General features: G+C 68.7%; 23 protein-coding genes. 15 read left to right on the top strand and 8 right to left on the bottom strand.

The genetic code is table 11. From position 1 onward, the window contains the following. Positions 1 to 6 precede the first annotated feature (6 nt). The 10 genes from K7G19_RS08275 to K7G19_RS08320 all read left to right on the top strand — a co-directional run bounded on the left by K7G19_RS08275 (position 7) and on the right by K7G19_RS08320 (position 10,250). Positions 7 to 1,086 carry an alpha-ketoacid dehydrogenase subunit beta gene (locus K7G19_RS08275; RefSeq protein WP_150084833.1) on the top strand — a complete coding sequence of 360 codons (1,080 nt, stop codon included), beginning with the start codon at positions 7 to 9 and terminating at the stop codon, positions 1,084 to 1,086. Continuing rightward, on the top strand, positions 1,083 to 1,328 hold the full coding sequence (locus K7G19_RS08280) for a lipoyl domain-containing protein (RefSeq protein WP_006578478.1): 246 nt from the start codon (positions 1,083 to 1,085) through the stop codon (positions 1,326 to 1,328). Before K7G19_RS08275 ends, K7G19_RS08280 begins: the two co-directional genes overlap by 4 nt. A 3-nt stretch (positions 1,329 to 1,331) precedes the next feature. Next, positions 1,332 to 2,075 (top strand): dihydrolipoamide acetyltransferase family protein, encoded by a 744-nt coding sequence (locus K7G19_RS08285; protein WP_149318457.1) that lies wholly within the window; start codon positions 1,332 to 1,334, stop codon positions 2,073 to 2,075. Beyond that, on the top strand, positions 2,075 to 2,854 hold the full coding sequence (locus K7G19_RS08290; protein WP_223819871.1) for a ligase: 780 nt from the start codon (positions 2,075 to 2,077) through the stop codon (positions 2,852 to 2,854). Before K7G19_RS08285 ends, K7G19_RS08290 begins: the two co-directional genes overlap by 1 nt. 198 nt (positions 2,855 to 3,052) lie before the next feature. After that, on the top strand, positions 3,053 to 3,646 hold the full coding sequence (locus tag K7G19_RS08295) for a twin-arginine translocation signal domain-containing protein (RefSeq protein WP_226106780.1): 594 nt from the start codon (positions 3,053 to 3,055) through the stop codon (positions 3,644 to 3,646). 144 nt (positions 3,647 to 3,790) lie between these two features. Further along, positions 3,791 to 5,368 carry a GMC family oxidoreductase gene (locus K7G19_RS08300; RefSeq protein WP_226106781.1) on the top strand — a complete coding sequence of 526 codons (1,578 nt, stop codon included), beginning with the start codon at positions 3,791 to 3,793 and terminating at the stop codon, positions 5,366 to 5,368. Between the two features lie 249 nt (positions 5,369 to 5,617). Beyond that, positions 5,618 to 7,627, top strand: coding sequence for a sigma-54-dependent Fis family transcriptional regulator (locus K7G19_RS08305; protein WP_226106782.1), 2,010 nt, complete (start codon positions 5,618 to 5,620; stop codon positions 7,625 to 7,627). A gap of 154 nt (positions 7,628 to 7,781) precedes the next feature. Then, entirely contained in the window at positions 7,782 to 8,567 is a 786-nt protein-coding gene (gene hisN, locus K7G19_RS08310) for a histidinol-phosphatase (protein ID WP_149318460.1), read from the top strand. A gap of 179 nt (positions 8,568 to 8,746) precedes the next feature. Then, positions 8,747 to 9,646: an IclR family transcriptional regulator C-terminal domain-containing protein gene (locus K7G19_RS08315; RefSeq protein ID WP_226106783.1), complete on the top strand. Its 900-nt coding sequence runs from the start codon at positions 8,747 to 8,749 to the stop codon at positions 9,644 to 9,646. Positions 9,647 to 10,016: 370 nt separating this feature from the next. Next, entirely contained in the window at positions 10,017 to 10,250 is a 234-nt protein-coding gene (locus K7G19_RS08320) for a hypothetical protein (RefSeq protein WP_006576881.1), read from the top strand. A gap of 170 nt (positions 10,251 to 10,420) precedes the next feature. Here K7G19_RS08320 and K7G19_RS08325 read toward each other — a convergent pair whose 3' ends face one another. The 5 genes from K7G19_RS08325 to K7G19_RS08345 all read right to left on the bottom strand — a co-directional run bounded on the left by K7G19_RS08325 (position 10,421) and on the right by K7G19_RS08345 (position 15,026). Next, positions 10,421 to 11,164 (bottom strand): flagellar brake protein, encoded by a 744-nt coding sequence (locus tag K7G19_RS08325; protein WP_149318462.1) that lies wholly within the window; start codon positions 11,162 to 11,164, stop codon positions 10,421 to 10,423. A 91-nt stretch (positions 11,165 to 11,255) separates the two neighbouring features. After that, positions 11,256 to 11,813: an RNA 2',3'-cyclic phosphodiesterase gene (gene thpR, locus K7G19_RS08330; protein ID WP_226106786.1), complete on the bottom strand. Its 558-nt coding sequence runs from the start codon at positions 11,811 to 11,813 to the stop codon at positions 11,256 to 11,258. Between the two features lie 126 nt (positions 11,814 to 11,939). Further along, the gene (locus K7G19_RS08335; protein WP_226106788.1) at positions 11,940 to 12,476 is read right to left on the bottom strand and encodes a methylated-DNA--[protein]-cysteine S-methyltransferase; all 537 of its coding nucleotides are present in this window, start codon (positions 12,474 to 12,476) and stop codon (positions 11,940 to 11,942) included. Then, the gene (locus K7G19_RS08340; RefSeq protein ID WP_226106790.1) at positions 12,473 to 14,053 is read right to left on the bottom strand and encodes a DNA-3-methyladenine glycosylase 2 family protein; all 1,581 of its coding nucleotides are present in this window, start codon (positions 14,051 to 14,053) and stop codon (positions 12,473 to 12,475) included. Before K7G19_RS08340 ends, K7G19_RS08335 begins: the two co-directional genes overlap by 4 nt. Before the next feature lie 79 nt (positions 14,054 to 14,132). Continuing rightward, entirely contained in the window at positions 14,133 to 15,026 is an 894-nt protein-coding gene (locus K7G19_RS08345) for a LysR family transcriptional regulator (RefSeq protein ID WP_149318466.1), read from the bottom strand. A 150-nt stretch (positions 15,027 to 15,176) separates the two neighbouring features. Here K7G19_RS08345 and K7G19_RS08350 point away from each other — a divergent pair, with 150 nt between their 5' ends. Further along, positions 15,177 to 15,599, top strand: a complete 423-nt coding sequence (locus tag K7G19_RS08350; RefSeq protein WP_149318467.1) for a VOC family protein — start codon at positions 15,177 to 15,179, stop codon at positions 15,597 to 15,599. Between the two features lie 65 nt (positions 15,600 to 15,664). Here K7G19_RS08350 and K7G19_RS08355 read toward each other — a convergent pair whose 3' ends face one another. Further along, a complete protein-coding gene (locus K7G19_RS08355; RefSeq protein ID WP_226106792.1) occupies positions 15,665 to 16,558 on the bottom strand; it encodes a LysR family transcriptional regulator in 894 nt (297 codons plus the stop codon). A gap of 189 nt (positions 16,559 to 16,747) precedes the next feature. Here K7G19_RS08355 and K7G19_RS08360 point away from each other — a divergent pair, with 189 nt between their 5' ends. From K7G19_RS08360 to K7G19_RS08370, 3 genes are all read left to right on the top strand, one after another. Continuing rightward, a complete protein-coding gene (locus K7G19_RS08360; RefSeq protein ID WP_226106794.1) occupies positions 16,748 to 17,665 on the top strand; it encodes an NmrA family NAD(P)-binding protein in 918 nt (305 codons plus the stop codon). Between the two features lie 131 nt (positions 17,666 to 17,796). After that, positions 17,797 to 18,168 carry a PHA-granule associated protein 4 gene (locus K7G19_RS08365; protein ID WP_150084824.1) on the top strand — a complete coding sequence of 124 codons (372 nt, stop codon included), beginning with the start codon at positions 17,797 to 17,799 and terminating at the stop codon, positions 18,166 to 18,168. Positions 18,169 to 18,374: 206 nt separating this feature from the next. Beyond that, complete coding sequence (locus K7G19_RS08370; protein WP_226106796.1) at positions 18,375 to 19,028, top strand: hypothetical protein; 654 nt, start codon at positions 18,375 to 18,377, stop codon at positions 19,026 to 19,028. 87 nt (positions 19,029 to 19,115) lie between these two features. On the opposite strand, the gene K7G19_RS08375 is transcribed toward K7G19_RS08370, so the two are convergent. Next, complete coding sequence (locus K7G19_RS08375) at positions 19,116 to 20,117, bottom strand: hypothetical protein (protein WP_226106798.1); 1,002 nt, start codon at positions 20,115 to 20,117, stop codon at positions 19,116 to 19,118. Positions 20,118 to 20,145: 28 nt separating this feature from the next. After that, positions 20,146 to 21,303 (bottom strand): acyl-CoA dehydrogenase family protein, encoded by a 1,158-nt coding sequence (locus tag K7G19_RS08380; RefSeq protein ID WP_149318473.1) that lies wholly within the window; start codon positions 21,301 to 21,303, stop codon positions 20,146 to 20,148. Positions 21,304 to 21,542: 239 nt separating this feature from the next. Between K7G19_RS08380 and K7G19_RS08385 the strand changes: the two genes are divergently transcribed. Continuing rightward, positions 21,543 to 22,466, top strand: coding sequence for a LysR family transcriptional regulator (locus K7G19_RS08385; protein WP_149318681.1), 924 nt, complete (start codon positions 21,543 to 21,545; stop codon positions 22,464 to 22,466). The last annotated feature ends 65 nt before the right edge of the window (positions 22,467 to 22,531 follow it).

Consider the following 22,531-nt stretch of genomic DNA (forward strand, 5'->3'; position numbering starts at 1 on the left):
AACCAGATGCAACCCAACGACACCCACGCCTCGGTCGAGCCCGCACAGGCCGCCCGCAAGCTGACCATGGCGCAGGCCATCGCCGAGGCCATCGGCCAGGAGATGGAGCGCGACCCCAGCGTCTTCGTGATGGGCGAGGACATCGGCAAGTACGGCGGCATTTTCAGCGCCACCACCGGACTGCTCGACCGCTTCGGTCCCGAGCGCATCATGGACACGCCGATCTCGGAGACCGCCTTCATGGGCGCCGCGATCGGCGCCGCGGCCGAGGGGCTGCGCCCGATCGCCGAGCTGATGTTCGTCGACTTCTTCGGCGTCTGCTTCGACCAGATCTACAACCACCTGGCCAAGAACACCTACATGTCCGGCGGCCGCGTCAAGCTGCCGGCCGTGGTGATGACCGGCATCGGCGGTGGCTACAACGACGCGGCCCAGCACTCGCAATGCCTGTACAGCACCTTCGCGCATATGCCCGGCATGAAGGTGGTGGTGCCGTCGAACGCCTACGACGCCAAGGGCCTGATGATCGAGGCGATCCGCGACGACAACCCGGTGGTGTTCTGCTACCACAAGGGCATCATGGGCCTGTCGTGGATGTCGTACTTCGAAGGCAGCACCACGGCCGTCCCCACCGAGGCCTACACGATTCCGTTCGGCAAGGCGCGCGTGGTGCGCGAGGGGCGCGACGTGACCATCGTCACGCTGAGCCAGATGGTGCAGAAGTCCGTGCTCGCGGCCCAGCAGCTGGCGCAGGAAGGCATCGATGTCGAGATCATCGACCTGCGCACGCTGGTGCCGCTCGACAAGGAAACCGTGCTCGAGTCGGTGGCGAGGACCGGCCGCCTGCTGATCGCCGACGAGGACTATCTGAGCTACGGCCTGTCCGGCGAGATCGCCGCGATCGTGGCCGAGCATCTCGACACCCTGTCGATGAAGGCGCCGGTGCGGCGCCTGGCCGTGCCCGACGTGCCGATCCCGTTCAGCCGTCCCCTCGAGAACTTCGTGATCCCGCAAGTCGACACGATCGCCGCCAGCGTCCGCGCGCTGATGCAACCCACCCAGGAACTGAAGCGAGAAGCAGCATGACCGACGTAACGATGGCAGACGACGTGTGGGCCGATGTCGAGGAAGGCACCGAGGCCCTGTTGCAGGACTGGCAGGTCAATGTCGGCGACAGCGTCGCCGAGGGGCAGACGCTGGTGGTAGCCGAGCTGGTGAAGACCACGCACGAGATCGTCGCGCCGGTGGCCGGCCGCATCGCCGAGATCCTGGTGCAGTCGCAGGACACCTTCGCGCGCGGCGCCGTGCTGGCGCGCATCGAGGAGTAGACCATGGCCGAAGCCTCACTGACGCTGGCGGCGGAGGACGGAACCGCCGCGCCCGCGTCCCCGCCCGGGCCCACCCGGCAGACCATTCCGCTGACCGGCATGCGCGGCGCGATCGCGCGCGGCATGACGGCCGGCTGGCAGATTCCCCGGGTCGCGCATTCGCTCGAGGCCGATGTCAGCGCGGTCGAAGCGAAGCGCGCCAGGCTGCAGGCGGAACTGGGCGACAGCGTCAAGCTCACGCTGACCGCCTACGTGCTGCGTGCCGCCGCGCTGACGCTGCGTGCGCATCCCCGCCTGAACGCGCGCGTCTCCGACAAGGAGATCGAGCTGATGCCGGACGTCAATATCGGGCTCGCGGTCAGTCTCGACGACGGCCTGGTGGTGCCGGTGCTGCGCGAGGTCGATCGCAAGCCGGTCGAGGAGATCGCCCGCGAGGCGCGCACGCTGGCCGAGGGCGCGCGCAACGGCACGCTGAGCGCCGGCGCCTACCAGCGCGGCACCTTCACCATCAGCAACCTGGGCATGACCGAGGTCGAGCGCTTCACGCCGATCCTGCACGCGCCGCAGGCGGCGATTCTCGGCGTCACGCGCGTGATCCGGCGCGCCGTGGTCAAGGACGACTGGATCAGCATCGCGCCGATGATGGGCCTGCACCTGGTGTTCGACCATCGCGCCGTCGACGGCTACCCGGCCGCGGCCTTCCTCGGCGACCTGAAGCGGCGCCTCGAATCCGCGGAAGACCTGTGATGGCCGCGCTCGCCCCGACCCTCGTCACCGCGACGCCGCACGCCGAGCAGGCGTGGAACGCGCGGCAGCTGGCCGAGCCGGTCACCGAGCCGCGCCTGCGGCTGTGGACCTATCGCGCGCCCGGCGTGGTGTTCGGCTGCTCGCAGCGGGCGCTGCACGAGCGCACCGCACTCGCGGACCGCGCGGTCGTGCGCGGCTCCGGCGGCGGCGCGGTGCTGACCGGCCCGTGGATGCTGTCGGCCTCGATCGTGCTGCCGCCCGATCACGCACTGCTGTCGAGCGGGCCGATCGGCAGCTACCGGTGGCTAGGCGTGCTGCATGCGGGCCTGCTGCGCGACATGGGCATCGCGGCGTTCGCGCTGCCGCCCGAGCAGGCGCGCAGCCACCAGGCGGATGCGGCACTGACGTGGGCCTGCTATGGCGGCCTGTCGCCCTGGGAGGTCGTGGTCGACTCGCGCAAGATCGTCGGCCTCGCGCAGCTGCGCCGGCGCACTGGCGTGCTGCTGACCTCGGGCACGCTGATCGCGCCGCCGGACTGGCGCCTGCTGTGCGAAGCGCTCGGGCAGCCGGCGGGCCTGGGGGATGCGCTCGCCGACCGCACCACGTCGTGCGAGACCGAGCTGGGCGCGCCGGTGATCGCCGAGGTGCTGGCCGACCGCCTGCACCACATGCTGACCGACGTGCTCGGCAGCGTGGCGGCGAACGACCACGAGCCCATGCCGCGCGCTTCCATCCGTCACGCAACGCGGCCGCGCGGTGCCGCGGCGCCGCCAGGCTAGCGCGGCGCGGCCAACGCTGCCGACGCTGCGCGATACGGTCCGAAGCTGCCTGATGCGGCCCCAAGCTGCCAAACGCAGCCAAACACCGCCGAATGCCGCCGAATGCCGCCGAACCGCCGCCCGACGCCCGACGCCCGACGTCCGACGCCCGACGCCGCGAACACAACGATACCGATATCCCACCGAAGGAGACGACAAATGCAAGACGACATCCAGCACGAGGATGCCGCCGCGCCCGCGGCCGGCATGCGCATCGTGGCCAAGACCCAGCCGGTGACCCGGCGCGGCTTTCTGCGCGGCACGGGCCTGGCCGCCATCGGCGTCGCCGTGGTCTCGCCCGGCGCGCTGGCCAAGCCGGCGCGCGAGGCGCTGGTCACCGACCTGAAGGCGCTGGGCACGCCGACCGCGCGCACGCTGCTGGTGATGGCGCGCGACATCTTCCCGCACGACCGCTTCGCCGACCGCTACTACGTGCAGGCCATCGCGCCGCTGGACCAGGCGGCTGCCAAGGACAAGGCGGTCCGCACGCTGCTGCAGCGGGGCGCCCGCGAGCTCGACGCGGCCGCGCAGCGCAAGCACGGCAAACCCTACGCACAGCTGCAGGACGAGGCCGACCGGGTCGCGCTGCTCAAGGCCATCGAGACCACGCCCTTCTTCGAGAAGGTGCGCGGCGAGATGGTGACCAGCCTCTACGACAACAAGGCGGTCTGGCCGCTGCTCGGCTACGAGGGCTCTTCCTGGGAGAAGGGCGGCTACGCGAACCGCGGCTTCAACGACATCGACTGGATCTGATCGGCCCATTCGATCCGCAATGGGGTCCGCAATCTGGTCCGCAATCTGGTCCGCGAGTTGATCCGCAAGCGCATCGCAGGGCCGCACAGACGGCACCGCTGACCGTACCGCGGTACCGCATCGAGACAACACTGGAGACAAAACATGGCAACACGGATCGACCTGAACGACCGCGACGCGGTCGTCATCATCGGCTCCGGCGCGGGCGGCGCCACGCTGGCCAACGAGCTGGCGCAGCGGGGCATCGGCAAGATCGTGATCCTCGAGGCCGGCAAGCACTACACGCAGGCGGACTTCGAGAACGACGAATGGGCGATGTTCCGCAAGATCTCGTGGCTCGACAAGCGGATCTCGGCCGGCGGCTGGCACCACACCAAGACCTATCCGAACCTGCCGGCGTGGATCGTCAAGGCGGTGGGCGGCTCGACCATCCACTGGTCCGGCGTCGCGCTGCGCTTCCAGCCGCACGACTTCCGCACGCGGCAGATCTATGGGCAGGTCGAAGGCGCCAACGTGCTGGATTGGCCGATCACGTACGAGGAACTGGCTCCGTACTACGACAAGGCCGAGAAGAAGATGGGCGTGACCGGCAGCGCCGCCAGCGGCCAGCCGCCGATGCCCGAAAGCAACCAGTACAAGGTGGTGGCGGCTGGTGCGCGCAAGATCGGCTATCGCAAGATCGTGCGGCCGGTGGCCTCGAATTCCACGCCCTACGACGGGCGTCCCGCATGCCAGCAGGCGGGCTTCTGCATGCAGGGCTGCAAGATCGGCGCCAAATGGTCGGCGCTCTACACCGAGATCCCGAAGGCGCTGGCGACCGGCCGTGTGGAACTGCGGCCCGAGAGCATGGTGCTGCAGGTCCAGCACGACAAGTCCGGCAAGGTCAACGGCGTGCTGTATGCCGACAGCAAGGGGCGCAAGCATCTGCAGAAGGCGCGCGTGGTCTGCGTGGCGGGCAATTCGATCGAATCGGCGCGGCTGCTGCTGAACTCGACTTCGACGTTGTTCCCCAACGGGCTGGCCAATTCCTCGGGCCAGGTCGGCCGCAACTACATGAACCACGCTACCGCGGCCGCGGTGGCGATCCATCGCAAGCCGGTCTACATGTACCGCGGCTTCGATATCGGCGCGGTGGTGGCCGACGAGGTCGCGCTCAATACCAGGCGCGGCTTCAACGGCGGCTACTACCTGGAAGGGCTGGCGCTGGGGCTGCCCTATACGGCGGCCTTCATGAAGCCCGGTGGCTGGGGACGCGACGTGACCTCGGCGCTGGAGCAGTACGACCACATGACCGCGATCTGGGTCTGCGGCGAGGACATGGCGCGCGAGCAGAACACCATCACGCTGCATCCGACCGAGAAGGACCAGTACGGCCTGCCGATCCCGATCGTGACCAAGACCTACCACCGCAACGACGAGGCCATCGCGGCGCACGGGCTGCAGCAGTTCCGCAAGCTGTCGGAGGCCGTCGGCGCGACGCGGGTCATCGATATGCCGGCGTATCCCGCCAGTCACAATATGGGCACCAACCGGATGAGCGCCAACGCCCGCGACGGCGTGGTCAACCGCTGGGGGCAGGCGCACGACGTCAAGAACCTGTTCGTCTCGGACGGCAGCCAGTTCACCTCCAGTTCGGCCGCCAATCCGACACTGACGATCGTCGCGCTGGCGATCCGCCAGGCCGAATACCTGGCCGGCGCGCTGCGCAGGGGCGAGGTCTGAGCCCGGGCTTGTCGGGATTGAAGTCCGCCCCGGGGCTGGTGTAAGGTCGTCGCGCCTGGGAAGGGGCAGCGCTCTCGGCCACCGGGGGGCTCCCCTCTCCCGCCCGCGGGAGAGGGCCCGGGGGAGAGGGAAAAGGCGGCCCGCGGTACCGACACCGTCCGCCTCCGGGTCTATATTGGATAACACCACGAAGACAACAGCAGATAAGCGTCGCCCGTCCCCCCGGCAAGGCGCAGCGAAGGAGACCCTGTGATCAGTGCCAAGCAAGCCGCCCAACGGCACGCGCATGTCGAGCAGGTGCTGACGCTCGCCAGCCAGGCCGATCCGGCCCGGCCGCCGCTCAGCGAGATCGAGCGCTCGTGGATCCGCTGCGTGAACGAGTACGGTATGGACCCCGGCCGCCGCATGCCGGCCCATATCGTCGAGGCGGGACGGCTGCGCGAGCACAAGGACCAGATCGAGGACTTCCTCGGCGTGGCCCGCACCGGCATGGAGCAGCTGTACAAGCGCATGTCCTCGCTCGGCTACGTGCTGCTGCTGACCGACTCGCACGGCATCGCGGTAGACTTCATCGGCAACGACCAGTGGGATCGCGAGCTCAAGAGCTCCGGCCTCTATCTCGGCGCCGACTGGAGCGAGCGCCAGGCCGGCACCTGCGCGGTGGGCACCTGCATCGTCGAGCAGCATGCGGTCACCTGCCACCAGACCGACCACTTCGATGTCTCGCATATCAGCCTGACGTGCAACAGCGCGCCGCTGTTCGACCCCACCGGCGGCTTTCTCGGCGTGCTCGACGTATCGGCGCTGACCTCGCCCGGTCCGCGCGAGAGCCAGCATCTGGCGCTGCAGATGACGGCGATGTACGCGCAGATGATCGAGGACGCCAATTTCCTGCGCTACTTCCGCGACCGCTGGATCCTGCGGCTGGGCGCGACCTGGTCGCTGGTCGACGTCAGCGGCGAGATCATGGTGGCCTTCGACGCCGACGGCATCGTCTGCGGCATCAACAGCGGTGCGCGCCGCGCGCTGCGTGCGGCGGACCATGGCCCGGTGATCGGGCGCCCGCTGACGATGCTGTTCCGCGAGAGCATGAGCGACCTGTGGCGCATCGCACGCGCCGGCATGTCGTCCGATCGCGCCACGCTGCGCACGCATGGCGACGAAGTCTACTACGCCAGCGCGATCGCGCCGCGCGTGATGCCGCACCGCATTCCCGCACCGGCCGCGCCCGAGCCCGGCGACACCGCCGCGCTCGATGCGCTGGGCGCCGACGACGCGCAGATGCAGCGGCTGATCACGCAGGCGAAACGCCTCGCCAACAAGCCGCTCAATGTGCTGATCCACGGCGAGACTGGTACCGGCAAGGAAGTCCTCGCCAAGGCGCTGCATCAGAGCAGCAACCGGCGCGAGCATGCCTTCATCGCGGTCAATTGCGCCGCCATTCCGGAGACGCTGATCGAGAGCGAGCTGTTCGGCTATACCGCCGGCACCTTCACCGGCGCGCGCGGCAAGGGCATGCGCGGCCTGATCGCGCAGAGCGATGGCGGCACGCTGTTCCTCGACGAGATCGGCGACATGCCGCTGCACCTGCAGAGCCGGCTGCTGCGCGTGCTGTCCGAGCGCGAGGTCACCCCGCTCGGCGCGCAGCGTCCGGTCGCGGTCGACCTGCGCGTGGTCGCGGCCTCGCACCGGGACCTGCGCCAGCTGATCGCCGAGGGGCGCTTTCGCGAGGACCTGTATTACCGGCTGTGCGGCGCCACGCTGTATCTGCCGACCTTGCGCGAGCGCCAGGACAAGGCCTATCTGATCGAACGCATCTGCCAGGAGGAAGCGGCCCAGCTGCACATCGACGCCACGCTGTCGAACGACGCCTGGCGCGCGATGCTGGCCTACGACTGGCCCGGCAACGTGCGCCAGCTGCGCAATGTGCTGCGCTTCGCGCTGGCGATGAGCGACGGCGGCCATATCGATCTTGGCGACCTGCCGCCGGAGGTGACCGACGCCGGCACGGCGAGCCCGCTGCGCGCGCTGGCCGCGTCTGTGCCCACATCGGTGCCCGCATCCATGCCCCCGTCCGTGCCCGCATCCGATGCCGCCGGCTCGCCGGTCCCCGACGATCCGAAAGCGCGCCAGTTGCTGGCCGCGCTGCAGGCGCACCACTGGAACGTGACCGAGGTCGCCGCGGCCTGCGGCATTTCGCGCGCGACGGTCTACCGGCAGATGGAGCGATTCGGCATCGTCGCGCCGAACCGGCGCTAGGCGTCAGTCGGAGCCAAGGCCCCCAAAGCGCGGCTGGCATGCCCGCTGGGACCGACGTACCATCGCTGCATCGGCCGGTCCTTGCCGGCCCTTCCTGCGCCCTTGCCCAGGTCCCGTTCCACGTCCCTTCCTGCAACCACCCGCTGCCGACGCCATGCCGCTGCCCGCCGAACGCCTGAACGAATATCTGGACTTCGCCCACCGCCTGGCCGACGCGGCCGCGGCGCAAAGCCTGCCGCTGTTCCGCACCCATGCCGAGGTGCAGGACAAGGGCGGCCGCCGCTTCGATCCCGTCACCGCCGCCGACCAGGCTGCCGAGACCGCGATGCGCGAGCTGATCGCCGCGACCTATCCCGACCATGGCATCCATGGCGAGGAGCATGAGCGCATCGAGGGCACGTCGCCGCTGACCTGGGTGCTCGACCCCATCGACGGCACGCGCGCCTTCATCACCGGCCTGCCGCTGTGGGGCACGCTGATCGCGCTGAACGACGGCGACCGGCCCGTGCTGGGCGTGATGGACCAGCCGTTCACCGGCGAGCGCTTCGTCGGCACCTGCGACGCCGCCTGGCTCGGCAGGACGCCGCTGCGCACGCGTCCCTGCGCCAGCCTCGCCGACGCCAAGCTGATGTGCACCACGCCGGAGATGTTCGGCGACGAGCCGGAACGGAAGGCGTTCCGCTGCGTGGCCGACCGCGCCCGGCTGCTGCGCTATGGCGGCGACTGCTACGCCTACTGCATGGTCGCCGCGGGCCATGTCGATGCGGTGGTCGAAGCCGGGCTGCAGCCCTACGACGTGCAGGCGCTGATCCCGATCGTCGAGGGCGCGGGCGGCATCATCACCAGCTGGACCGGTGACGATCCGCAGCATGGCGGACGCGTGGTGGCCTGCGGCGATCGCCGGCTGCATGCGGAAATCCTGGCGGCGCTGGCGGAATAGCGCGGCGGAGAACGAGGGGATCGCGCGGGGGGAATGCTCGGATCGCACGCCGGCGAATGCGCCGAGCCCGCGGGCATCGCGCAGCGACGCCGGCCGCAGATTTCCCGCAGCACCCCGGGGCCGGTTATGATGCGCGATTATCGAACAATCGCTGTCGCCCTCTTCCTGCCCTTTCCCATATGGACGCCACCCGCTCCACCGCCGCCCCGGCGCCCGCTGCTCCCGCTGCTCCCGGTGCTCCCGCTGCCTCCGACGCCGCGCGCGCCGATGCGGCCCCACCGCGCACGGCTCCGCGACGTCCGGACCAACTGGACCAGTACGCGGGCGATCCGAACTTCATGCTGTCGCTGGCCCGAGGCCTGCACGTGCTCGAGGCCTTCTCCGAACGCAGGCGGCCGCTGACCATTTCGCAGATCGCGCAGCGCACGCAGCTGTCGCGCGCCTCGGTGCGGCGCTGCCTCTATACCTTGCAGCGGCTCGGCTATGTCAGCCAGGAAGACGGCCGCTTCGCGCTGCGCCCGCGCGTGCTCCATCTCGGCCACGCCTACTTCTCGTCGACCGCGCTGGTCGCGCAGGCACAGCCGATCCTGGACCGGCTCAGCGCCGCGGTGGGCGAGACCTCGGCGCTGGCGATCCTCGAAGACACCGACATCCTGTATCTGGCCCGCTGCGAGGTGCGCCGCATGCTGTCGCACGCGCTCGGCATGGGCAGCCGCCTGCCGGCCTTCTGCACGTCGATCGGCCGCATGCTGCTGGCCCACCTGGACGAGCCGGCGCGCGATGCCTACTTCGAGCGCGCGGAGCTGCGACCGCGCACGCTGCAGACCAAGGTGTCGCGCACCGAGCTGGAGGCGTGCTTCGAGCAGGCCCGCACGCTCGGCTACGTGGTGGTGGACGAGGAACTGGAGCTCGATCTGCGCGCGCTTGCGGTGCCGGTGCATGCGGAATCGGGCGAGGTCGTGGCCGGCATCAGCGTCAGCGTGCGGCCCACGCAGGTCGGCGAGGCGGAGATGCTTGCCCGCATGCTGCCCCGCATGCGCGAGGCCGCGATGGAAATGAGCAGGCTGATTGCGGCGTGAGTGCGACGTGATTGCGGCGTGATTGCGGCGCGAGGTTGCGGCACGACGGTGTGACATGAGGACGCGGCATGACCGTGCGGCACCAGGCAAGCCCTGTGTCGCTGCCCTGCGTTGCTGTCTCCTCGCCACAACGACAATCGACAATTAACGCCAATATTGCGCCGCTTGTTTGAAGCGAATCATGTCGCAATGCTCACAATCGCAACGCTTTAAAGCGTGAGGCGCGTCGCCGCCATCACTCCTCGGAATAGACCGGAGAAAAGTCGCGGTATTCCATGCATCGCGTTGCGATATACATTGCTAAAATCACCGTCCAACAAGTCCGAACCTGAAAGACTCTTGCCAAAAAAGAGACTACCGCAACACCAATATGACTTTCGATGACATCTCGCTTGGCGCAATCGTCGCGGATATGCGCATGGCAGAGAGACCCCTGATGCCCGCCGAACAGGCCTATCTCGCCGAACTGCGTCAACGGATTGCGGCCGGCTCCGAGAATTTGTGGGCCATTCTGGAAGATGCCGGCATGCCATCGAACGGTGGCCGCCTGTCCGGCGATGTGATGCTCGCCCTCACGATGGTGGCGCAGAGCAAGCCGCAATAAGGAAGAAACAGCGGGAAGAAACAGCGCGAGGGCGCCGACCCGCGCGTCATCCTCGCGAAAGCGTGGACCAGCGGCTTTCAATGGCGCTGGATTTCCCGCTTTCGCGCGAACGATGTGATTGCGGACGGCGATTTTCGGCCGATTTCGCTGCGAACCGCCGGCGCCTTTTATCAGCCGCGATGGGCCAATTCCAGCGCGAATACCAGCCGCTGCAGCGTATTTTCCAGCCGCCCGTCCGGATTGACGAAGGCACAGCCGAAATGATGAATCGCGCTGTCGTCGCGGCCCACCAGCCAATGTCCCACCACCTGCAGATCGAGGTCGAGCTTGCCGAGCTCGCGGAAATCGAGCCGGGCGCGGGCGATGCGCGTACCGACCGGCAGCTGCGTATCGCCGACCGTGCGCGAGCGCAGGCCAACCCCCGATAGCGACAGATCCGAGATATCGAGCTTGACCACGGTACCGTCGTCGAGCCGCCCTTCGCAGCCATAGCCCCGCGTCACCAGCGTGCGCGCGCGGAAATGCCGGCGGCGCTGGAAGTGATAGAGCTTGTCCGGGAACGGGGCCTTGAACGCCGGGCCGCCCTGATATTGCACCGGCTCCGGCTGGCCGATGGTGAAGTTGACCGGCACGCCGCGCAGCGAGGCCGAAATCGCGTTTTCCTCGGCTTCCAGCACCGCGCGCGCTTCCTCGTCGGTCCGGCACCAGTCGAAGATGAAGGTGCGGCTGCCCGGATCGACGTGCAGCACCGAGGAAACGGTTTCCCGGCCGCGGCCGGAGCGCACGTTCAGCGTGCATTTCTGCCACGCCAGATCGCGCAGCACCGTGCCGATCTGCGAGGCATGCGTCAGGCGGTACTGCTCGTCGGACGGGACGGCGGCCTCGGGCTGGTCGATGGACTCGTGGGAACTCATGAAATCACGCGGGCGGGTGCGGGGATCCAGATTGCGGGCGTTGGGACTCTAGTACAGAAACGGCATCCCTGGCGCAAAACTTGAGCCCGACTTACGGGGGGTTGTCCCGCTCCGGCTCGCGCAAGGCAAAGGCACGGCGGCAGCGATGCTCGGCGCCCTGCCGCTGCAGGCGGCTCTCGAACAACACGAAGCGCCGCGCCAGATAGGACGGGCAGGCCAGTTCCCGGTGCGCGGCGACCCACTCGCGCAGCAGTGGCTCGGCCGCATGCGGCGCGCAGCGCGCCAGCGTCAGGTGCGGGTGGAAGGGGCGCGTCTCGGGCTCGACCCCGGCATCGCGCAGCGCCAGATCGAGCGCGCCATGCAGTGCCAGCAGCGGTTCCGCGGGCACGACGCCGGCCCACAGGATGCCGCCGCGCCGGCCGAAGCGGCCAACGCCGGCGACCTGCACCGGGACCGCCACGGCGGCGATCGTGGCCAGCGCGGCGTCGATCGCGGCGGCCTTTTCCTCCTCGACCTCGCCGACGAAGCGCAGCGTCAGGTGGACCTGCGCGGCCGGCGTCGCACGGATGCCGCGCTCGCGCGGCAGCGTCGCCAGCAGCGAGGCCGCCAGCGCGGGCGGGGTTTCCAGTGCGACAAAGAGCCGTGGCATGTCGGCGCGCGGTTACGGGTGCGTTGCGGGTGCGTTGCGGGTGCGACGCGGGTAGCGCGATGTGGCTGCCGTTACGAGGCTGCCGTTACGAGGCTACCGTTACGGGCCATCGTTATGCGGCTGCCGTCATGCGGCGGCCGCCAGCGCGTCGCGCAACAGCGGCAGATGCGGCGCCGCCGCCGTGCCTTCCAGCCGCAGCAGTGCCTGCTTGCGGTCGGTGCCGCCGGCATAGCCCGTCAGCGCGCCCTTGGCGCCCAGCACGCGATGGCAGGGCACGATCACCGAGATCGGGTTGCGGCCCACCGCGCTGCCAACCGCGCGCGCATGGCCGGGCGGCAGGCCGAGGCCCAGGGCCAATTGGCCATAGCTGATGGTTTCGCCGAAGGGGATCTCGCACAGCGCCCGCCAGACCTGCTGCTGGAAGGCGCTGCCGGCCAGGCGCAGCGGCACGGTGAAACGCTGCCTCCCACCGGCGAAGTACTCGGTCAGCTCTTGCGCCGCCTGCGCCAGTACGCGCGCGTTACGTGCGTCAACGGCAGCGGAGTCGAACGGTCCGGCCGGATGGTATTTCTGGCCGGCAAAGAACATCCCGGTCAGATGGCCGTCTTCTGCGCGCAACAGCACGTCGCCGAGCGGGCTCGACATCGAACGATAGTGAATCATGTTGGCTGCTCCTGTAATTGAGGGCGGCGTGTTCTGCGGGCGCGTCGCGTCACGGCTGGATCGCCAGTGGTAGCGCCAAGGCCCGCGGGCACCGCGCGCGCCTCGGCACGTTCGCGCTCGCGGCGGTCCTGCATGTCCTGGTACTGCCGCCACAGATGCATGGCAGCGTAAGCGCGCCACGGCGCCCATTGCGCGGCGTGCCGCAGCATCTCGCCGTTGCGCTCGATGCCGAGCACCATGCGCAGCGCATAGTCGGTGGCCGGGAACGCATCGGGCCAGCCCAGCGCGCGCATCGCAATGTATTGCGCGGTCCAGTCGCCCACGCCGTCGATGGCACACAGCGCCGCGACGGTCTGCGCGGGTTCCACACCGGGCTCGAGCGACACCCTGCCTTCGACCACGGCCGTGGCGATCGCATGGATCGCGCGCGCCTTGGCCATCGGCACGCCCAGTGCATTGAGCTCCGTCACTGGCACCGCAGCCAGCGTGGCCGCGCCCGGAAAGCAGGCGCGCAGTTCGTCCATCGGCGCGGCCAGCGGTACGCCATGGGCCTGCACCAGCCGATGCAGCATGGCACGGGCCTGGCCCAGCGAGACGACCTGGCCCAGTACCGCCCGCACCGCGATCTCGAAACCGTCCACGGTCCCCGGCAACCGCATGCCGGGCATGTCGGCCGCCAGCGCGCCCAGATGGCGATCGACCACGTCGGGCCGGCAACCGAGATCGCACAAGCGCCGGACCTTGCCCAGCACCTGCGGAATGGCATGCGCCAGCGAACCGGACAGCGTCACGCGCAATACGTGGCGTTGCGGGACCAGCGCGAGCCGTATCCAGCCGCTGTGCAGTCGTCCACCCACTTCGATGGCAACGGTGCGTCCGTATTCGCCGCCATGCGCATCGGGCCAGATCTGCTCGACGCCCTGCACCGCGCGCGCACCGAGAAACTGCATCAGCGCGGCCCACGCCATTGGCGGCCGGTAGCCGAGCTCGAACACCAGGCGGTCGGCCGGCATGCCCGCGGCGCGCTTGCGCATCGCGGTGGGCGCCAGGCCGTAGCGCGTCTTCAGCACGTCGTTGAAGCGGCGGACGCTGCCGAAGCCGGCCGCCAGTGCCACCTCGGTGACGGGCAGCGCGGTATCGGTCAGCAGCCGCTTGGCGAGCAGCAGGCGCTGCGTCTGCGCATAGTCGACCAGCGAGACGCCGAACTGCGCGGTGAACAGCCGCCGCAGGTGCCGCTCGGTGACGCCGATGCGCGCGGCGAGCTCGGGCACGCCGGCATCGGCCAGGAAGCCCTCGTCGATCAGCGTCGCCGCCGCCTGCGCCAGCCGGCCCGACAGGTCGGCAATCCCATGGCCTGGCGCCAGCTCGGGCCGGCAGCGCAGGCAGGGCCGATAGCCGTGCTTCTCGGCCGCCGCCGCGGTGGCGAAGAAACTGCAGTTTTCCCGCTTGGGGGTGCGCACCGCGCAGACCGGCCGGCAGTAGATGCCGGTCGACGACACGGCGACGAAAAAGCGCCCGTCGAAGCGGCGGTCGTGCGAAACCACGGCGCGGTAGCAGGTGTCGGGATCGAGTTCCATGGCTGCATGCTACCGCTTTCCGGCGAAGCGACCAGCCGGATTCGGACATGCGAGTCCGAGCCGTCCGGCCACGTCCGGTTCAGCGGGATTTGCTCCGCCGCCCGCGCCACTGGCGCGCCGCGATGACGAAGGCCTCGATCAGCGCAGCGGTCGGCGCGCGCGACAGTGCCGAGGGCCGCGCCAGCACGCCGACCTCGCGATGGATCGGCCGCCCCGGCAACGGTTCGGCCTGCACGTTCGGACATTGCGCCAGCGGCAGCAGATCGGCCGGCACGATCGCGCAGCCCAGGCCCTGGTCGACCATCTGCAGGATCACCGCCGGCTCGTCGAGCTCCATGCCTTCGTCGACGCGCAGCCGATGGCGCTTCAGATAGCGGTCAACCAGATGCCCGCCGGCCGAATGCCGGTTGTAGCGGATGAAGGGCAGCGCGCCCAGCATCGCCCTCAGCTCGCGCGGCGCGCCACGCGGCGCGATGGCAACGAAGGGCTCGCTCAGCAAGGGCAGCCATTTCAGCTCGGCCGGAATGCCGAGCCGGGGCTTGATCATCACCGCGACCTCGAGTTCGCGCGCGTCGACCTGGGTCAACAACTGCGTCGACATGCCGGGCACGATATTGACGTGGGTCTTCGGATAATCGGCGCGGAAACGCTGCATCGCCTTGGGCAGCAGCGTCGATTGCACCGTCGATACCGCGCCCAGGTCGATCGGCGTCAGCGCGGGAGCCGCGTGCGCCTGTCCCTTCATCGACTCGTACAGCTCGACGAAGCGCACCGCCTCGGGCAGCAGCTTGCGCCCCTGCTCGCTGAGCGCCACCGATTTGCCGGTGCGATCGAACAGCGCGCAGCCCAGATCCTCTTCCAGCCGCCGTATCTGCGTGCTGACCGCGGACTGGGTCAGCGACAGCCGCGCCGCGGCGGCGGAAAACGAAGCGGTCTCGGCAGCGACCAGGAAGGTGCGGAAGTAGCGGATCATGGCGAAGGGCTCGGCGGTATCCGATCGAAATCTTTGATACTCAGCGCCAAAATGATTCGCTTCATATCGCGACTTGTGCTGAGTAGAATTTCCGGGACCATACCACGCCGCAGCCGGGCGCTTTCTCTCCACAAAGGCCGACACACACATATGCAAACCATTCCCCTGTTCCACCTGGCGTTCCCTGTGCACGATCTGGCCGAGGCCCGGCGCTTCTACGGCGAGCTGCTCGGCTGCCCCGAGGGCCGCAGCTCCGACAGCTGGGTCGATTTCAACTTCTACGGCCATCAGGTGGTCGCGCACCTGTCGCCCGAAGAGACCGGACATCGCTCGACCAGCGCGGTCGATGGCGACGACGTGCCGGTGCGCCATTTCGGCGCGATCCTGTCGATGGAGCAATGGGAGGCGCTGGCCGACAAGCTGCGCGCGGCCAACGTCAAGTTCGTGATCGAACCGCATGTGCGATTCAAGGGCCAGGTCGGCGAACAGGCCACGATGTTCTTTCTCGACCCGTCGGGCAATGCGCTCGAATTCAAGGCGTTCGGCGATATCAGCCAGGTGTTCGCGAAGTAAGGACTTCCGCGCGGCGCTGCCGGTCGCAAGCGTTGCCACGCTGCAGCGCCGGTGGCCGGTCAGCGCTATAACGACAGGCCGCCCAGATGGTCCGCCAGCAGGTCGATGAAGGCCCGCGTCTTGGCCGGAATCGCGCGGGCCGCGGGCCATACCGCCTGCACCGGGATCGGCGGCGCCTCGAACGCGTCCAGCACCGTCACCAGGCGCCGCTGGTCGAGCAGAGGCCGCACCTGCCATAGCGGGCCGAACCCGATGCCAAGGCCCAGCGCCACGGCCTCGTTGACGGCGGCCGTGCTGCCCGCGCGCAATCTGCCGTCGACGGCGAAGCGCCGCAGCTTGCCGTCGATCAGGAACGGCCAGCGCGCGTCGTTGCCCTCGCCGCTGCGCACGACGCAGCGATGCGCGGCCAGGTCGCGTGGGTGCGCCGGCACGCCGTGGCGCGCCACATAGCTGCGCGAGCAGAAGGCCACGCGCCGCAGCATCGCCAGCCGGCGCGCCTTCAGGTTGTCGTCGGTCACCTCGCCGATCCGCACCGCCAAGTCCAGCCCTTCCGCGCGCAGACCGGTGAAGGCGTCGCTGACCGTCAGCTCCACTTCCACCTTCGGATGCCGCTCCATGTAACGGGCGACCACCGGCACGATATATGCCGGTGCGAACAGCACCGGTGCGCTGACCCGCAGCGTGCCCGACGCGGACGTACTCAGGCTCGACGCGGCATCCCACGCCTCGTTCAACTCCGCCATGGCCGGCGCGACGCGATGCCGGAACGCCTCGCCGGCCTCGGTCAGCTGGCAGCTGCGGGTGGTTCGCTGCACCAGCTGCACGCCGAGGCTGCGCTCGAGCAGCGCCAGCGAACGGCTGACCGATTGCAGCGAGCGGCCCAGATGCCGGGCGGCCTTGCTGAGGCTGCCGTGCTCGGCGATGGCGAGGAAGGTCAGGATGTCGGATACGCGGTCCATCAGCGCTCCACGGCTGGATTCCCGTTTGGATTCCGGTTGGATTCCGGTTGGATTCCGGTTGGATTCGAAGATCGTTGCCCGCCATTCTCTCAGTTTGTGGAAGAGAGAATCATCGAGCGCCCGTATTCTCCTCCGATACGTGACTCTCTATCGTGTCCGGATCATCCACCACGAACGAGGACACGCATCGTGACATCCATCGCCACAGCAACATCTCCCTCCGAGTCCGCGGCGGCGCGCCGCGTACTGGTCGTCGGCGCCGCCGGACGGTTTGCCGGCCTGGTTCCGCAGGCGCTGCGGGACAAGGGCGTGACCGTGCGCGGACTGGTCCGCGACGCGCAACGCGCTCCCCACGCCCTGGCCAATGGCGTCGACGAGGTCGCGGTCGCGGACCTGCGCTCGCCCGAGACGCTGGTGGCCGCGCTGGATGGCGTCGATGGCGTCTTCTACATCGGCCCGGCCTTCGCGCCGGACGAATCGCAGCTCGGCATCAACATGGTCGCCGCGGCGCGGCGCGCCGGCGTGCGGCGCTTCGTGTTTTCCTCGGTGATCCAGCCGACCGACGTGACGCTCGCCAACCACGCCAGCAAGATTCCGGTCGAGCAGGCGCTGTTCGATTCGGGCCTGCAGTTCACCGTGCTGCAGCCCGCGAACTTCCATCAGAACCTGCTGGGCGGATGGGCGCGCGTGGTGGCCGAGGGCAGCTTCGCCGAGCCCTATCCGGTCGACGTGCCGGTGGCCCGCGTCGACTATCGCGACGTGGCGGAGGTCGCCGCGATGGCACTGACCACCGATCGGCTGGCGCACGGCTGTTTCGAGCTGGCCGGCGAGGCGGGACTGACGCGCACGCAGATTGCCGCGATGATGAGCGAGGCGCTCGGCCGCAACATTGTCCCCGGCGAGATCGATTTCGAGCGATGGAGGGCGCGCCTGCCGCTGGACTACACCGCGGCCCAATGGGAGCTGCTGCGCAAGATCCACGAACACTATGCAGCCCATGGATTGCGCGCCAATACGCTGGTGCTGCAGGCGATCCTGGGTCGTCCGCCAAGGTCGATGCAGGCGTTTGTGCGGGAACTCGCGACGAGCACCCGCGCGGCGGCGTGAGCGGTCATCGGCCACGCCGCACGGGCGTGGTCTCGGCCCCGGATCGGTGAGCCATTCGGGGCACCTTCCGCTTGCCGGGTGACCTCAAGGACTGTATATTTGTACAGTCCTTGATCGCCACGGAGGTAAGCATGTCAATCGCACGAGCCGGCAGCAAAAACGAGGCCCTGCGTCTGCTGGCCGCCCGTGAGGTTCTGGCGCTGGAGCTGGACTATGAAACGGGTTGGCAGGACGCCGTCGAACTGGGCCGGCTGGGGGAAAAACGCGGCATACGCGTCCAGTACCGCGGCCAGGAAAGCATCGCGGTGCGCTCGCACGAGGCCCTGATCGAAGGGCTCGCCAAACCCAAGACCACCTTCCGTCAGCGCAATCTCTATTGCCTGTTCGATCTCGGCGCCATTGCCGACCAGGAACTGCATGAGCTCGAAGCGCGCGCCAGCCGCCTCGGCGACTACATCCTGGCCGGCCATCTGCTGCGCGAGGTGGATGCCTTCTGGCATTGAGGCGCGATGAAAGCGCGCGATTGCAGCACGCGATTGCAGCGCCCGACCAGGGCGCGGATCGAGGCGTGATGGTGGCTGAGCCGAGCACGACGCTGCGACGCCGTGTCGCAGCACCAGGAACAGCGGCAAAACCATCGCTTCACCCGACGATCCACCAAATACTTTCGTGAGCTTTTCGAAAGAATGCGGTATCCGGGCAACGCACGATGGTGCCCCCGATCGCAGGCAGGGTTGGCTCCCGCGCCAGCGCCAGGCAATCCAGCGAACGGAACACATCAGGCAAAACACAACAGGAGACCCGCGACACCATGTCAGCCAACCTGTACGACGCCAAGGAGCCGCTGCTGCGCTGTCTGCAAGAGAATCTGGCCGGTTGGCATTCGGCCCTCGACCACGTTCTGTCGCAGTCCGGCATCTCCCCGACGGAATGGCTCCTGCTGCAACACCTCGCACACCGGCAGCGCACCGAACCGGATCGCATCACGGCGGCTTGCACCTTGCCCTGGCTCGAGGCCGAGGAATTCGAGGCGATGGTCCGCAGCCTGTCGGACCAGGGATGGCTCGAGCAGCAGTCCGGCCCGTATGCGGCGCAGCCGATTCCGTTGATCCGCTCCAGCGCCAGCCATCGCATGGACAAGCTCGGTCAGGCCATCAAGGCGCTGCAATCGGTCTGGGTCTCGCCGCTGAGCCTGGAAGAGCGCGGCATGATGCTCACCTGTCTGACCAGGATGCGGCGCCAGCTCGAGCGGCTGGCGCCACGCGGCTCGACGAACTGCGCGACAAACTCCGCAGCAAACTGCGCGGCCAGCGGCGGCAGCGTGACGCGCGGCCCCTCGGATCGCCGGCTGCTGATTCGCTGAGTCGCCGGCTGCTGATTCGCTGAGTCGCCGGCTGCTGATCCGCTGAGTCGCCGGCTGCTGATCCGCTGAGGCGCGGGCCGCCGCGCGCTACGCGCTGACGTTGGCGCTGACACTGGCGCCGTATTGCGGCCATATCGCGCGCGGCTGGGGGCAGACCGCATCGCGCGGCAGCTGCAGCAAGGTAAGCCTCAGCCGTCCCCGTCCGCTTTCGACCGTTCCCAACGAGGCTTCCATCAGCTGGCCGCCGGCCGGCGCCTGCGCAAACCAGTCCGACATCGCGACGCGGCGTTCGTGCACGACGGCAGCCAGCATGGCATCGCCCGACGGTTCGATCGTGCCCTTCCCGTCCCGTACCGGCAGCGCGGCCGGATCGATGCGCCAGCCCGCCGCGCACGCGGTCTCGCTGAGCCAGCTGGCGCGCACCGTCCCGGCTTCATCGAGCACCAGCACGGCCTTCTGCGCGGTACGTGCAAGCCAGCGCCGCGCGGCATGCAGCAGCGGCACCTGCAGTTGCGAGGCGAAGGCCATCAGCACGTCGCCATCGACATGGCCCGTCAGGCCGAGATGGCAGGCAGTTGCCGGCATCGTCAGCCGCGCCGCGAAGCTGTAGGCGCGCGCCGCGGGGCTGTCGTCATCGGCCAGCGAATACAGGCTCGCTTGCCGGCATTCGAAGGCGTCGGTATCTGCATGCTCGCCGCGCATCGCATAGCAGGCGAGCAGCCAGGCCTGGACGAAGCGGGTGTCGGACGGACGCAGCGCGGTCCGGTGCAGCAGCGTCCAGCCGCCGTTGCCGGTCCGGTACAGCACGCCGTCGACGTCGCCGAGCTCGGCCGCCGCCTGGACCGACACGATCGGATCGCGGCGGCCCAGAATGGCTGCCGCGCCTAGCGCCAGCGCGCCCACGTCGAGCGGTGCGGTCGGCGGCGTCGCGCAGGCGGCGCGCAGCGCGGCGATGATCGGAAAGCATGGCGGACGAACCGGCTCGTCCGCGGTCCATCCCAGATGCGGGGCCCAGCCGTGCGCGCCGGCACCGGAGTGTGCCACCCCGGATGCCGTGCCGGCGAGGCGGACGCGTTGAAGCTGTTTCATGCTCGAACCCTCCGCGTCCGGACCGGCTTCAATCGCGCAGCAGCTGCTTGGCGATGATCATCTGCTGGATCTGCGTGGTGCCTTCGTACAGGCGCAGCAGACGGACGTCGCGGTAGAAGCGTTCGGCCTTGTATTCGGCGATATAGCCTGCGCCGCCGTGAATCTGCACCGCGCGATCGGCCACGCGGCCGACCATCTCGGTACAGAACATCTTGACGCAGGAGGCCAGCATGCTGACTTCGGGATCGCTCTTGCCCGGCTCCTTGGCGTCGTAGCGCTGGGCGCAATCACGCACCATCGACAGGCCGGCGTAAAGCTCGGCCTGGCTGTCGGCCAGCATGCCCTGGATCAGCTGGAATTCGCCGATCGGGCGGCCGAACTGCTTGCGGTCCTTGGCGTAGGCCACCGCATCGGTCAGCAGGCGATGGGCCATGCCGCACGCCAGCGCCGAGATATGCAGGCGGCCGCGGTCGAGCACCTTCATCGCGGTCTTGAAGCCCACGCCCGGCACGCCGCCGATGATGTTGGCGGCCGGCACGCGCACGTTTTCCAGCACCACGTCGCAGGTCTTGGTGCCGCGCTGGCCCATCTTCTTGTCCGGCTTGCCCAGCGAGATCCCAGGCGTGTCGGCCGGCACGATGAAGGCCGAGATGCCCGACGCGCCCGGGCCGCCGGTGCGCGCCATCAGCGTGAAGGCGCCGGCGCGCGGCGCATTGGTGATGAAGCGCTTGGTGCCGTTGATCACATAGTGATCGCCGTCCAGTTCCGCCTTGGTCTGCAGCGAGGCCGCGTCGGAGCCCGCGTTCGGCTCGGTCAGCGCGAAGGAGATGATCAGCTCGCCGCTGGCGATGCGCGGCAGATAGTTCTGCTTCTGCTCCTCGGTGCCATCCATCAGGATGCCCTGGGAGCCAATGCCCACGTTGGTGCCGAACACCGAGCGGAAGGCCAGCGCGGTATGGCCGAGGTCATAGACGACATCGCACTCCTGCGACATCGACAGGCCGATGCCGCCGTAGTTTTCCGGGATCGAGATGCCGAACAGGCCCATCTCCTTCATGTCGGCCACGATATCGGCCGGCACGTCGTCCGTTTCCTCGAGGATGTCCTCGGCGGGCTTCAGGCGCTCTTCGATGAAGCGCTGCACCGAGGCGCGCAGCAAGGAAAACGATTCGGTGTCCAGGGTCATGGCGATCTCCGTGGGAATTCGGTGGAGGAAGGGTGGCGCCGCGGGGCCGGCAGCGGTCCGGGGCCGGACCGGTCAATCCGGCAATGCGGGCGGATGGCCGTCATGGTACGCCGACCCCGGATTTTGACAATCCACGACAGCTTGGACAGAATGGACAGCCATATTTGACAATCCGCGGCCGGCGCCGCTTTCCGGCCCGCCGTCCCGCTCCTGCCGCACCCCACCACCATTTCGCCATGATGGATCTGAACGCCCTGCGCCTGTTCGTCGATATCGTCGACGCCGGCAACCTTTCCGCCGCCGCACGCAAGCTCAAGATGACGCGCGCCAACGTCAGCTACCGGCTCAAGGCGCTGGAGGAAGAGCTCGGCGTGCAGCTGCTGCGCCGGACCACGCGCCATGTCGAGCCGACGCCGGTGGGCGCCGGCCTCTACGAGCACGGCCGTAACATCCTCGCCGAGGTGGCCGCGGCCGACGCGCTGATCAGCAATATGGGCAAGACGCTGCAGGGCCATGTGCGGCTGTCGGTGCCGACCGGCCTGGGCCACGCGCTGCTGTCGCCGCTGCTGGTGCAGTTCAAGCACCGCTACCCGGACATCACGCTCGATGTGGTGTTCGACAACCGCATCCACAACCTGGTGTCGGAGGACGTCGAGGTCGCGTTGCGGATCATTTCGACCCCGCCCGATTCGGTGGTCGCGACCGAGATCGGCGAGGTCGATTGGGTGGTGTGCGCCTCGCCGGCCTATCTGGCCGCGCAGCCGGCGCCGCGGACGCTTGCCGATCTGCAGCGCCATGCGATCGTCTGCGCCTCGCCGGTCGGGCAGAAGCTGAAGGCCTTCGGCGCGCGCGCCGGCGAGGACGAACGCGAGCAGGTCGCGCTGGAGCCTACGCTGAGCTCCGAGAATTTCGCCTTCCTGAAGGAGGCCGTGCTGGGCGACGTCGGCATCGGCATCTTTCCGCTCTACGCGATCGGGCGCGAACTCGCCGCCGGCCTGGTGACGCCGGTATTGCGCGACTACCGCATCAGCGTGTTCGGCAGCCGGCTCTACATGCTGACCCTGCCGAACCGCTACCAGACCATGGCGACGCGCTGCCTGCTGACGTTCCTGAAGGGGGAATTGCAGGCGATCTGGCCGCGGCTGGCGGCGATGCCGCAGTGACGCAGCGACGCAGTGACGCAGTGACCCCGTGACGCAGTGATCCAGTGACCGGCAGACTTTCGGCG

Origin of the sequence: Cupriavidus sp. DB3 (genome assembly GCF_020418465.1) — a bacterium.
Lineage (GTDB): Bacteria > Pseudomonadota > Gammaproteobacteria > Burkholderiales > Burkholderiaceae > Cupriavidus > Cupriavidus cauae.